Origin of the sequence: Streptomyces finlayi (genome assembly GCF_014216315.1) — a bacterium.
Taxonomy (GTDB): domain Bacteria; phylum Actinomycetota; class Actinomycetes; order Streptomycetales; family Streptomycetaceae; genus Streptomyces; species Streptomyces finlayi_A.
Genome location: NZ_CP045703.1, coordinates 73,130 through 85,970 on the forward strand (window position 1 = coordinate 73,130; position 12,841 = coordinate 85,970).

7 protein-coding genes are annotated in these 12,841 nt (G+C 70.6%); 6 read left to right on the forward strand and 1 reads right to left on the reverse strand.

What is annotated here, in order from left to right; all coding sequences use genetic code 11:
* The first annotated feature begins 59 nt into the window (after positions 1 to 59).
* The 6 genes from F0344_RS34590 (at position 60) to F0344_RS34615 (ending at position 12,020) form a co-directional block, all read left to right on the forward strand.
* Positions 60 to 1,046: a DUF1702 family protein gene (locus F0344_RS34590; protein ID WP_258050343.1), complete on the forward strand. Its 987-nt coding sequence runs from the start codon at positions 60 to 62 to the stop codon at positions 1,044 to 1,046.
* The gene (locus F0344_RS34595; protein WP_185303098.1) at positions 1,043 to 2,971 is read left to right on the forward strand and encodes a CRTAC1 family protein; all 1,929 of its coding nucleotides are present in this window, start codon (positions 1,043 to 1,045) and stop codon (positions 2,969 to 2,971) included. Before F0344_RS34590 ends, F0344_RS34595 begins: the two co-directional genes overlap by 4 nt.
* A 2-nt stretch (positions 2,972 to 2,973) precedes the next feature.
* The gene (locus tag F0344_RS34600; RefSeq protein WP_185303099.1) at positions 2,974 to 4,107 is read left to right on the forward strand and encodes an enediyne biosynthesis protein; all 1,134 of its coding nucleotides are present in this window, start codon (positions 2,974 to 2,976) and stop codon (positions 4,105 to 4,107) included.
* Positions 4,104 to 9,914, forward strand: coding sequence for a type I polyketide synthase (locus tag F0344_RS34605; RefSeq protein WP_185303100.1), 5,811 nt, complete (start codon positions 4,104 to 4,106; stop codon positions 9,912 to 9,914). Before F0344_RS34600 ends, F0344_RS34605 begins: the two co-directional genes overlap by 4 nt.
* Positions 9,915 to 10,125: 211 nt before the next feature.
* Positions 10,126 to 10,674 carry an NADH-dependent FAD reductase SgcE6 gene (gene sgcE6 / locus F0344_RS34610; RefSeq protein ID WP_185303101.1) on the forward strand — a complete coding sequence of 183 codons (549 nt, stop codon included), beginning with the start codon at positions 10,126 to 10,128 and terminating at the stop codon, positions 10,672 to 10,674.
* Positions 10,671 to 12,020 carry a cytochrome P450 gene (locus F0344_RS34615; RefSeq protein WP_185303102.1) on the forward strand — a complete coding sequence of 450 codons (1,350 nt, stop codon included), beginning with the start codon at positions 10,671 to 10,673 and terminating at the stop codon, positions 12,018 to 12,020. The genes sgcE6 and F0344_RS34615 overlap by 4 nt, the downstream gene beginning before the upstream one ends.
* 46 nt (positions 12,021 to 12,066) lie before the next feature.
* Here the strand turns inward: F0344_RS34615 and F0344_RS34620 are convergent, their stop codons facing one another.
* A complete protein-coding gene (locus F0344_RS34620) occupies positions 12,067 to 12,831 on the reverse strand; it encodes a helix-turn-helix domain-containing protein (RefSeq protein ID WP_258050344.1) in 765 nt (254 codons plus the stop codon).
* Positions 12,832 to 12,841: the final 10 nt, after the last annotated feature.

Here is a 12,841-nt window from a genome sequence, read left to right on the forward strand (position 1 = left end):
TATGTTCGGATTCAAAGAAAAGGAATCGCAGGCAAAGGAATCGAGGGGCGGTCTTCTAGGTGTCCATGTTGCGTGCGCTGAGGCGCCGAGTTCTCACTCCCAACGTCCGGGAAACGCTGTTGGAAACACGGGGATTCCACGTCAAGAATGCCGAGGCCAAGCACCAGCTGGAGACGGTCGGGACGAGCTTCCTCCAGGGGTACGCCTACGCGGTCGAGGCGCGTACGGCGGACCAGGCCGTCGACTGGCTGGAGACCGTTCCCCGGGCCTTTCGCGGCTTCGCCTACGAGGGCGCCGGCATGGGCGCGGTCATGCTCGACTCCCTCACCGGGGGCAGCAGGAGGCTGACCGGGATCCTGGAGGGCGAGGGGCGCCGCCACAACTACATGATCTACGTCGGCATCGGCTGGGCGATGGCACGACTGCCCAGGTTCCTGTGGCCCGACGTGACCGCGACCGACCCTGTGCTTCGCTGGCTGATCCTGGACGGATACGGCTTCCACCAGGCGTACTTCAAGACCGGCTCCTACGTCCGTGACCCCGCCGCCGAGCACCATTTCACCTGGAAGGGCGGCCCGGACGCCTACAGCGCCCGCGCCATCGACCAGGGCATCGGGCGGGCCATGTGGTTCGTCGGGGGCACCGACCCCGACGTCGTGGCCGACCTCATCGGCACGTTCCCCGAGCACCGCCACGGCGACCTGTACGCCGGTGCCGGACTCGCCTGCACCTACGCGGGAAGCGTCGACGAGGACGAGCTGCGGCGCTTCGCCAAGCACGCGGGCGACCACCTGCCCAGCCTCGTGCAGGGTTCCGCGTTCGCCTGCGAGGCCCGGGAACGGGCCGGCACGACGACCGCCCACACGCACCTGGCGGCCCGCGTCCTGTGCGGCGGCCGGACCCCCGCGGAAGCCTCGCAGGTGTGCACCGACGCGCGGCCCGCCACCTGCGACGGCGGGGAGATCCCGGCCTTCGAGGCCTGGAGGCGGCACATCGCCACCACCATCAGTTCCGTTCCGCACGAGCAGAAGGGCGCCGTCGCATGACACATCCAATTTCCTGGCTGCGGAAACAGGCACCCGGGGTGATCGCACTCGTTCTCATGGTCGGCACCTTTTACGCGGTGAAACCGGCGGAGTCCAGCGCTTCCGAAAAAGCGGAGATGGCGGAGAGCTTCGATCTGAAGCCGATGGCGATATCCATGCCGGGCGGATACGAGAAACAGAGCGTCCGCAAGGTGAACAAGGCCTACAAGCACATCGAGGCGTGGATCTCCTCGGTCGGCGCGGGCGTCGCCATGAACGACATCGACGGTGACGGCCTGCCCAACGACCTGTGCGTCACCGACCCGCAGATCGACCAGGTCGTCGTCACCCCCGCCCCGGTGCCCGGACGCGAGAGCACCTCGTACGCCCCGTTCGTCCTCGACCCGGCGCCGCTGCCCAAGAGCGACATCATGGCCCCGATCGGCTGTGTCCCCGGCGACTTCAACGAAGACGGGGCGATGGACCTGCTCGTCTACTACTGGGGCCGCACCCCGGTGATCTTCCAGGCGAAGAAGGAGCCCGGGAAGGACACGACGACCATGGACCCGAAGTGCTTCGAGCCCGTCGAACTCGTCTCCGGCAACGGCACCGACGCCTACACCGGCCCGCTGTGGAACTCCAACGCCGCGGCCGTCGCCGACTTCGACGGCGACGGGCACAACGACATCTACATCGGCAACTACTTCCCCGACAGCCCCGTCCTGGACGACACCGTGCACGGCGGCGTGACGATGAACGACTCGCTGTCCCACGCCCAGAACGGCGGCGGCGGCCACTTCTTCCGCTGGACACCCTCCGGCTACGAGCAGGTCAAGAACGTCCTGCCGAAGAACATCGACCAGGGCTGGACGCTGGCCGTCTCGGCCACCGACCTGGACGGCGACCAGCGCCCCGAGATGTACCTCGGGCACGACTTCGGGACCTCGGCCCTCCTGTACAACAGGTCGACCCCCGGCACGTTCAAGTTCAGCGAGGTCAAGGCCAGGCACACCGCGACCACGCCGAAGTCCAAGGAGATCGGCCGCAGCTCCTTCAAGGGCATGGGCGTCGACTTCGGCGACCTGGACAACGACGGCCTGTACGACGCCTTCGTCTCCAACATCACGACGTCCTTCGGCATCCAGGAGTCGAACTTCGCCTTCATCGGTACGGCCCGTGACAAGGCCGACCTGCGGGCCGAGTTCCGCGACGGCGTCGCCCCCTACAAGGACGAGAGCGCACCGCTCAACCTCGCCTGGTCCGGATGGGGCTGGGACGTGAAGATGGGCGACTTCAACAACGACGGGATCCAGGAGATCACCCAGGCAGTCGGCTTCGTCAAGGGCAAGCGCAACCGCTGGGCGCAGCTCCAGGAACTCGCCACAGCCAACGACGCGCTGGTCAAGCACCCCCGCTTCTGGCCCCGGGTGGAGGAGGGCGATGACCTCGCCGGCGACCAGCACCTGCGCTTCTTCGTCCAGGACAAGGACGGCGAGGCCTACAGCGACCTGTCCAAGCAGCTCGGTCTGGCCGTACCCGTGCCCAGCCGGGGCATCGCCACCGGTGACGCCGACGGCGACGGGCGCCTCGACATGGTCGTGGCACGTCAGTGGGAGGACCCCGTCTTCTACTGCAACATGAGCCAGGACACCGGCGGCTACCTCAACCTCAGTCTGACGGACGAGGCCGGTTCGCCCGTGATCGGCGCGCAGGTCACCGTGACCCTGTCCGACGGCAGTACCCGCCTCGGGCGTGTCGACGGCGGCAGCGGCCACTCCGGCAAGCGCAGCCAGGACGTGCACATCGGCCTCGGCCAGGAGGCCGAGGGCCCCATGCGGACCCGCCTGACATGGCGTGACCGTACCGGGCAGGTGCGCAGCAAGGACCTCCAGCTGACCCCCGGCCGGCACTCGCTGGAACTCGGCGCCGACGTGAAGGAGAAGTGACCGTGCCCGAAACCAAGACACTCACGGCCGCGCCCCGGCACGACGTGAAGGTCACCACAGCCCTCCGCCGGTTCGCGATCTCGATCTCGGTCCTCAACATCGCCGGGTACACCTTCCTCGGCTTCGAGCAGCCCTGGCTGTGGCCGTTCATCGCGGTCCTCACCGCCTACGTGGTGGAGATCACGCTGGAGGCCGTCAGCGCCCGCGGCGAGAAGCGGGCCCCCCGCTACGCCGGCGGCGGGTTCAAGGGAATGGTCGAGTTCCTCTTCCCCGCGCACATCACCGGTCTCGCCGTGAACATGTTGACCTACGTCAACGACCGCGTCTGGGTGATGATCTTCGGCGTCATCGTGGCCGTCGGCACCAAGTGGGTCCTGCGGGCCCCGCTCAAGGGGCGCATGCGGCACTACATGAACCCGTCGAACTTCGGCATCGCGGTGATCCTGCTCCTCTTCCCCTGGGCCAGCATCGCACCGCCCTACCACTTCACCGAGTACCTGTACGGGCCCGCCGACTGGGTCCTCCCGGCGATCATCCTGACCCTGGGCACCATGCTGAACGCGAAGCTGACCGGCCGTATGTGGCTGATCATGGCCTGGCTCGTCGGCTTCGTCGTGCAGGCCGTCGTCCGAGGCCTGGTCATGGGGACCTCGATCCCCGCGGCGCTCGGCATGATGACCGGAGTGGCCTTCGTCCTCTTCACCAACTACATGGTCACCGACCCCGGCACCTCGCCCTCCAAGCGTTCCTCCCAGATCGCCTTCGGCGCCGGCGTCGCCGCGATGTACGGGGTGCTGACCGCTCTCGGCATCGCGTACGGCATCTTCTTCGCCACCGCTCTGGTGTGCCTGATCCGCGGCGGCTACCTGTGGGGCCTGCACTTCCTCTCCAAGCAGCGCGAGACCGTGGCACGGCAGGCGCTCCCGGTGGCCGCGTCCCCGGAGCACGGGAACGCTCCGGCCGAACAGTTCGCTCCAGCCCCGGAGCCGTCCGCCCCCGCGCCCGTACCGGCGGACGCCGCGCCGCGAACGGCGGCGGTCGTGCTCTCGGGCGATCCCTGCAAGGACGGCACCTGCTTCCACGGCAAGTGCGCGGCTGATCGAGTGACGAAGAAAAAGGCGGCGGTGCCCGTATGAGTCGAATAGCCATCGTCGGGCTCGCGTGCACGTACCCCGACGCCGCCACGCCCCGCGAACTCTGGGAGAACGCGGTCGCCGGGCGGCGCGCCTTCCGCCGACTGCCCGACGTCCGGATGCGCCTGGACGACTACTGGAACCCGGACCCCACGGTGCCCGACACCTTCTACGCCCGCAACGCCGCGGTCCTGGAGGGATGGGAGTTCGACCGTGTGGCCCACCGGATCGCCGGCAGCACCTACCGCTCCACGGACCTGACTCACTGGCTCGCCCTGGACACGGCGACCCGGGCCCTCGCGGACGCGGGCTTCCCCGACGGCCAGGGCCTGCCCGGGGAGCGCACCGGAGTCGTCATCGGCAACACCCTGACCGGCGAGTTCTCCCGCGCCAACGGGATGCGCCTGCGATGGCCCTACGTACGCCGGGTGCTCGCCGACGCGCTCAAGGGGCAGGACTGGGACGACGACCGCATCGGCACGTTCCTCCAGGGGGTGGAGGGCGCCTACAAGAAGCCGTTTCCCGCGGTCGACGAGGACACCCTCGCCGGTGGCCTGTCCAACACCATCGCCGGGCGGATCTGCAACCACTTCGACCTGAACGGCGGGGGTTACACCGTCGACGGGGCGTGCTCCTCCTCGCTGCTGTCGATCACCACCGCGGCCACCTCGCTGCAGGGCGGCGACCTCGATGTCGCCGTCGCCGGCGGCGTCGACCTGTCCATCGACCCCTTCGAGATCATCGGCTTCGCCAAGACCGGTGCGCTCGCCCGGAAGGAGATGCGGCTCTACGACCGCGGCTCCAACGGCTTCTGGCCGGGCGAGGGCTGCGGCATGGTCGTGCTGATGCGCGAGGAGGACGCGATCGCCGCGGGGCGCCGCGTCTACGCCTCCATCGCAGGCTGGGGCATCTCCTCCGACGGGCAGGGCGGCATCACTCGCCCCGAGGTGAGCGGGTATCAGCTCGCGCTGTCCCGTGCCTACGAGCGGGCGGGCTTCGGCATCGAGACCGTGCCGCTCTTCGAGGGCCACGGCACAGGCACCGCGGTCGGTGACGCCACCGAGCTCCAGGCCATCATGGGCGCGCGCACCCAGGCCGACCCGCGGGCTCCCAGCGCCGTCATCAGCTCCGTCAAGGGCATGATCGGCCACACCAAGGCGGCGGCGGGGGTGGCCGGACTGATCAAGGCGGTGATGGCCCTGGACTCCGCGGTGCTGCCACCCGCCATCGGTTGCGTGGACCCTCACGAACTGCTCACCACAGAGTCAGCAAACCTGCGGGTGCTGCGCAAGGCGGAGCGGTGGCCGAAGAACGCCCCGCTCCGCGCCGGGATCACCGCCATGGGGTTCGGCGGGATCAACACCCATGTCGTTCTCGACAGGTCGGCCGCCTCCGGGCGCCGCCGGGGCGCGAGCCGTCGGGCCACTCTGCTGGCCAACTCCCTCCAGGACTCCGAACTGCTGCTCCTCGACGGGGAATCGCCCGCGGCGCTGGCCCAGCGGCTGACGCGGGTGGCCGACTTCGCCGCACAGGTCTCCTACGCACAGCTCGGCGACCTGGCCGTGACCCTCCAGCGGGAACTGCGCGAGCTGCCCTACCGGGCCGCCGTCGTCGTCACCTCGCCCGAGGACGCGGAGCTCAGGCTGCGCAGTGCGGCCCGTACCGCCGGGACCCATACGCCCGGCGACGGCCCGGTCTTCTCCTCGGACGGCCGTACCTTCCTCGGCAGGGCCGTCGAGGCGGCCCGCATCGGCTTCCTCTTCCCGGGGCAGGGTTCCGGCACGTCCACCGCCGGTGGCGCGCTCGCCCGCCGCTTCACCGAGGCCGCCGACGTGTACGCGCGCGCCGGCCTGCCCACCGCCGGGGACATGGTCGCCACCGACGTGGCGCAGCCGCGCATCGTCACCGGTTCGACGGCGGGTCTGCGCGTGCTGGACGCGCTGGGCGTCGAGGCCGACATCGCGCTCGGCCACAGCCTCGGCGAGCTCTCCGCCCTCCACTGGGCGGGCGCGATGGACTCCAGCACCCTGCTGGAGGCCGCACGCACCCGCGGGGCAGCCATGGCCGAGCACAGCGCCTCGGGCACGATGGCCTCGCTGACCGCCACCCCCGAGGAGGCCGGGGCCCTCGTCGAAGGGCTCCCCGTGGTGATCTCCGGGTACAACGGCCCCCGCCAGACGGTGATCGCCGGAACGGTCGAGGCCGTCGAGAGCGTGACCGGGCGGGCAGCGGCCGCGGGCATCGCCTTCACCCGCCTCGCCGTGTCCCACGCCTTCCACTCACCCCTCGTCGCTCCGGCCGCCGACTCCTTCGGCGACTGGCTCGCGGGAGCGCGACTGGGCGGGATGGAACGCCGCGTCGTCTCCACCGTCACCGGCGCGGAACTGGAGAGCGACACCGACCTCGCCAAGCTCCTGCGACAGCAGATCACCGACCCGGTGCTGTTCACCCAGGCGGTCCGAGCGGCGGCGGCCGAGGTCGACCTGTTCGTCGAGGTCGGTCCCGGCCGTGTCCTCAGCACCCTGGCGGCGGGCGCCACCGAGAAACCCGCCATCGCGCTGAACACCGACGACGAGTCCCTGCGTGGTCTGCTCCAGGTCGTCGGAGCCGCCTACGTGATGGGTGCTCCGATCGTCCACGAGCGGCTCTTCAACGACCGGCTGACGCGGCCGTTGGAGGTGGGGGCCGAGTTCCGCTTCCTGGCCAGCCCCTGCGAACAGGCACCCGAGCTGACGCTTCCCGCCGCGCTCGTCCAGGAGCCCGACGCCGTAACGGCCGCGGACGCCGGCAGTTCGGCGGGGGAGTCGGCGTTCGACGTACTGCGCGCCCTGGTCGCCGAACGCGCGGAGCTTCCGCTCGAGCTGATCGACGAGAGCAAAAGTCTCCTCGACGACCTGCACATGAGTTCGATCACGGTCGGCCAGATCGTCAACCAGGCCGCCCTCCAGCTCGGTCTCGCCGCCTCTCACATCCCGACCAACTTCGCCACGGCGACCGTGGCCGAACTGGCCACGGCTCTCACCACCCTGGTCGACACCGGTGGGGACACCGATGCCGCGGCGCCCCTCGTCACGGGCGCCGCACCCTGGGCCCGGCCCTTCTCCGTCGACCTCGACGAACTGCCCCTCCCCGCCGCCGTGGCGGACACGAAGGGCGGAACCTGGGAGCTGTTCACCACTGACGGCCACCCCTTCGCCCACGACGTGCACCGCGCCCTGAAGAACGCCGCGGTGGGCTCCGGGGTCCTGGTCTGCCTGCCGCCCGCCTGCTCCCCGGAGCAGCTCGAACTCGCCCTGGACGGGGCGAAGTCCGCTCTCTCGGGCGAGCCGGAACGCCGTTTCGTCCTGGTGCAGCACGACCGGGGGACGGCCGCGCTGGCCAAGACCCTGCACCTGGAGGCGCCCCACCTGCGTACCACCGTCGTCCACACCCCGGTGGCCGACGGGGCCGCGGACCGGGTCGCCGACGAGGTCGCCGCGACGGCCCGCTTCAGCGAGGTACACCTCGCCGAGGACGGCAGCCGCCGGGTGCCCGTTCTCCGTGCTCTGCCCTTCGCACCGGAGCGTACCGACCACGTGCTGGGCTCCGAGGACGTCCTGCTCGTCACCGGCGGCGGCAAGGGCATCACCGCCGAATGCGCCCTGGCCGTCGCCGAGCGAACGGGAGCGGCTCTGGCCCTGATGGGCCGTTCCGACCCCGGCCAGGACCAGGATCTCGCCGCGAATCTGCAGCGGATGAGGGACAGCGGCGTACGGGTCGGCTACGTGGCCGCCGACGTCACCGACCCGGTGCGCGTCGCCGAGGCGGTCGCCGAGCTGACCGGGGCTCTCGGCTCCGTGACCGCCGTTCTGCACGGAGCGGGCCGCAACGAGCCGGCCGCGCTCACCGGGCTCGACATGGCCGCCGTCCACAGCACGCTCGCCCCCAAGGTCGACGGGCTGCGCAATGTGCTGGCCGTGGTCGGCGAGGAGAACCTGAAACTCCTCGTCACCTTCGGCAGCATCATCGGCCGGGCAGGACTGCGGGGAGAGGCGCACTACGCCACCGCCAACGAGTGGCTGGCCGGCCTCACCGAGGACGTCGCCCGCCGCAACGCGGGCTGCCGCGCCCTGTGCATGGAGTGGTCCGTGTGGTCCGGCGTCGGCATGGGCGAGAAGCTGTCCGTCGTGGAGTCGCTCTCCCGCGAGGGCATCGTGCCCGTCTCGCCCGACCAGGGCATCGAGATCCTGCTCCGACTGATCGCCGACCCGGACGCCCCCGTGGTGACGGTGATCAGCGGCCGCACGGAAGGCATCGGGACCGTGCGGCGCGAGCAGCCGCCGCTGCCGCTGCTGCGCTTCACCGGGGAGCCACTGGTGCGCTACCACGGTGTGGAGCTCGTCACCGAAGCCGAGCTCAACGCCGGGACGGACCTCTATCTCGCCGACCACCTTCTGGACGGCAACCTGCTGCTGCCCGCGGTGATCGGCATGGAGGCCATGGTCCAGGTCGCCTCCGCGGTCACCGGGCGAGAAGGTGTGCCGGTCCTGGAGGACGCGCGCTTCCTGCGCCCGATCGTGGTGCCGCCCACAGGAACGACCCGCATCCGGATCGCGGCCACCGTCACCGGCTCCGACACCGTGGACGTGGCCGTCCACGCGCAGGACACCGGTTTCGTGGCCGAACACTTCCGGGCCCGGCTGGTCTACAACAGCGGGGCGATCCCGGACGGTCCCCCCGGCCAGGCGGACCCGAACGTTCCGGACGTCCCGCTGGACCCCGCTACCGACCTGTACGGCGGCGTGCTCTTCCAGGGCGAGCGCTTCCAGAGGCTGCGCCGCTTCCACCGGGCCGCCGCGCGGCACGTCGACGCCGATGTGGCGATCGACGCGCCGTCCGGCTGGTTCGCCGGCTACCTGCCGGGCACGCTCCTGCTCGCGGACCCGGGGATGCGTGACGCCCTGATGCACGGTAACCAGGTGTGCGTCCCAGACGCGACCCTGCTGCCCTCCGGCATCGAGCGGATGTATCCGATGGCCGCAGGCGAGGACCTGCCGGAGCTGGTCCGCTACTGCGCGACCGAGCGCCACCGGGACGGCGACACCTATGTGTACGACATCGCCGTACGTACTCCGGACGGCACGGTCGTCGAGCGGTGGGAGGGACTCACCCTGCACGCCGTGCGCAAGTCGGACGGCTCGGGACCGTGGGTCGCGCCGCTGCTCGGCCCCTACCTGGAGCGGACTCTGGAGGAAGTGCTCGGCACCCATCTCGACGTCGCCGTCGAACCGGACCCGGCCGACGCCGAGGACTCCAGGACCGGTCGCCGAGCGGCCACCGCCCGGGCCGTCCAGCGGGCGCTGGGCGAGAGCGTGAAGGTGCGCTACCGGCCCGACGGCCGGCCCGAACTCGACGGCACGCGGCGTCTGTCGGCGGCCCACGGCCCGGGGATGACCCTCGGCGTCGTCGCCTCGACGACCGTGGCCTGCGACATCGAGCAGGTCACCGCCCGCGACCCGGCGGTGTGGGAGGGGCTGCTCGGTGAGCACGGGGACCTGGCCGCCCTGGTGGCCAAGGAAACGGGTGAGAACCCGGACACCTCGGCGACCCGGGTGTGGACCGCCGTCGAGTGCCTGAGGAAGGCCGGTCTGCTGGCCGGGGTGCCCCTCACCCTGGCCCCGCAGACCAGGCCCGGATGGGTCGTCCTGACGGCGGGCGGGCTGCGCATCGCCACGTTCGTCACCACACTGCGCCACGTCGGGGAGCCGGTGGTCTTCGCCTTCCTCACCGACGGCGCGGACGCCCCGGACCCGGGAGGGTCCCGGACATGACCGGCGCCGCGGAGCGGGTGCGGGGAGCGTTGCGCTTCCCGCACCCGGTCACCTCCACCCCAGGCGCCACCCACCGGGCCGACGGCCCGGACGACCGGCCGGCCGCCGTGACGAACCGTGCGGCGACCGCGCCGGTCCTCGATTCCCCACCGATCCCCGACACGTCGGCACAGCATCGAGCCGGGACCCGGCCGCCGGCAGGGAGGCAGAAATGAGTCCGATCACCGCTCCGCCCGCGGAGCCCGTCGATCTGAACGACCGAGCGCAGCTGCGGGGCGTGTTCGGGACGTTTCCCACCGGGGTCACCGTGGTGACCGTCGGCGGGAGCGAGCCCCGGGGCATGACGGCCAACTCGTTCACGTCCGTCTCACTCTCGCCGCCCCTGGTGCTCATCTGCGTCGGCAGGGACGCCGTCATGCACCAGCGTCTGACCGCCATGCCCACATTCGCCGTGTCGGTGCTGGAGGCCGGGCAGGAGAAGGCGGCCCGGCACTTCGCGGACAGCTCGCGTCCCCCGGGCGCCGACCAGTTCGACTCCGTGGACTGGCTGCTCGGCGAGAAGTCCGGCGCACGCCTGATCGCCGGTGCGGTGGCGCATCTGGAGTGCGAGAAGCGGCAGGTCTACCGGGGCGGTGACCACACGATCTTCCTCGGCGAAGTGCTCACGGCCACGCGTTGGCCGCTTCACGAGGGCATGCTGTTCTCCGGTGGCCGCTTCCGCCGGTTCGCGCAGGACCGGAGCGAAGGCAGGGCGGCATGAGGATCGATCCTCCCGGCCCGCCGCTGCGGGCGCTGCCGGGACTGCTGAGGAAGCTGGCGGTGGACCGCCTCGGCATGATGAAGGACGCGGCCGGCCTGGGGGACGCCGTCCGCGTCTCCATGGGTCCCAAGAAGCTGTACATCTTCAACCGGCCCGACTACGCCAAGCACGTTCTGGCCGACAACAGCGACAACTACCACAAGGGCATCGGCCTGGTGCAGTCGCGTCGGGTGCTGGGCGACGGGCTGCTCACCAGCGACGGCGAGACGTGGCGCGAACAGCGCCAGGTGGTGCAGCCCGCGTTCAAACCGGGCCGCATCAACCAGCAGGCGTCCGCCGTGGCCGAGGAGGCCGCAAAGCTGGTCGCCCTGCTCCGCGGCTACGAGGGGGGCGGGCCCGTGGACGTCCTCCAGGAGATCACCGGCCTCACCCTCGGCGTACTGGGCCGGACCCTGCTCGAATCGGACCTCACCGCGCACGAGTCGCTCGCGCACTCCTTCGAGGAGGTCCAGGACCAGGCCATGCTGGAGATGGTCAGTCAGGGCATGGTGCCCAGCTGGCTCCCGCTGCCACCGCAGGCGCGTTTCCGGCGCGCCCGCCGGGAGCTGTACCGGGTGGCCGATCTGCTGGTGGCCGACCGCCGCGCCGCAATGGCAGGCGGTGAGCCGGGCGACGACGCGCTGTCCCGGATCATCAGTGCGGCCGACCGGCGGCACGGGGGACCCGAGCAGGCCCGCAAGCGGCTGCGCGAGGAGCTGGTCACCCTGCTGCTCGCGGGCCACGAGACCACGGCCAGCACCCTCGGCTGGACCCTGCACCTGCTCGAGAGGCACCCGGAAGTACGTGCCCGGGTCCGTGAGGAGGCCCGTGCCGCCCTCGGCGACGGCGTCCCCGGACTGGGGGACCTTCATCGGCTGACGTACACGACCATGGTGGTGCAGGAGGCGATGCGGCTGTTCCCGCCGGTGTGGATCCTGCCCAGGGTTGCCCAGCGGGGCGACGTGGTCGGCGGCTACACGGTGGCGGCCAAGTCGGACGTGCTGATCTGCCCGTACATCATGCATCGCCATCCGGGCCTGTGGGACGCCCCCGAGCGCTTCGATCCGGAGCGGTTCGGACCCCGGCAGGTCGCCGACCGGCCCCGGTACGCGTACATCCCGTTCGGCGCGGGACCGCGCTTCTGCGTCGGCAGCAACCTCGGGATGATGGAGGCGGTGTTCGTCACGGCCCTGGTCACCCGCGACCTCGACCTGCGCACCGTCGCCGGCCACCGGGCGGTGGCCGAGCCCATGCTCTCGCTGCGGATGCGCGGGGGGCTGCCGATGACGGTCCACGCGGTGAGCTGACCGTGCGGCCTCGGCGCGGCGCCCCCGCGGTCAGGGCGACGGTGCGTCAGCGGGGCGCGTGCGGCCCCGGCTGCTCATCGGATGCGAAGCGAGCCAGCAGGACGGGTGGATCGAGCGCGTTCACCAGGCGCAGGAGGATGTCCACCGGCCGTAACAGCGCGCCGGGGTGCACGACCTGCGGTCCGCTCTGTCCGAGGAGGAGTTGTTCGGAACCGAACGAGTGCGGCTCATGGGTGTCGGGGACGGAGTGGGCCAGGATGTGCCAGGTACCCACAGGCACATCCCGGAGTTCGAAGGTTCCGGGGCCCTGCAGAGTGACCCAGCGCACCGGTCTGCCCTGGCGCAGACGGCCGGGAAACAGGCCTACGAAGACCTTTTCCGGTTTCTCGTCGGGAGGGGAATGAACACGTCCGCGCAGCGAGAGGTTCTGGGCGACGGGAGTATTGCGGCTCGCGGTGGAGGGGAACCCGGGCTGCACGCCCCCGAAGTCCCGGTAGGCACTCGGGGAAAGGCCTACACAGGCCTTGAACCGCGAACTGAAAGTACCGACACTGCTGTAGCCGACCTGACTGCTGATATCGGCCACACTATGTGTAGAGTGCACCAGAAGTCGTTTCGCTTCCTGCATCCGCAAAGCGGAAAGGAAGCGTCCGGGCGATGTTCCGGTGACCTCGCGGAAAATGCGGGTGAAATGGAACTTGCTGAACATCGCCGTACGCGCCATGTCGTCGATCGTGAGGTTCTGACCGAGGTTGACATGCATGTAATCGACCACCCGGCGAACCGCATTCTCGATGGTGTTCGTGGTCACCGTATCTCCC

Coding starts and splice junctions, on each gene's coding strand:
- F0344_RS34595 (WP_185303098.1), top strand. CDS start 1,043: ATGACACATCCAATTTCCTGGCTGCGGAAACAGGCACCCGGGGTGATC.
- F0344_RS34605 (WP_185303100.1), top strand. CDS start 4,104: ATGAGTCGAATAGCCATCGTCGGGCTCGCGTGCACGTACCCCGACGCC.
- sgcE6 (WP_185303101.1), top strand. CDS start 10,126: ATGAGTCCGATCACCGCTCCGCCCGCGGAGCCCGTCGATCTGAACGAC.
- F0344_RS34615 (WP_185303102.1), top strand. CDS start 10,671: ATGAGGATCGATCCTCCCGGCCCGCCGCTGCGGGCGCTGCCGGGACTG.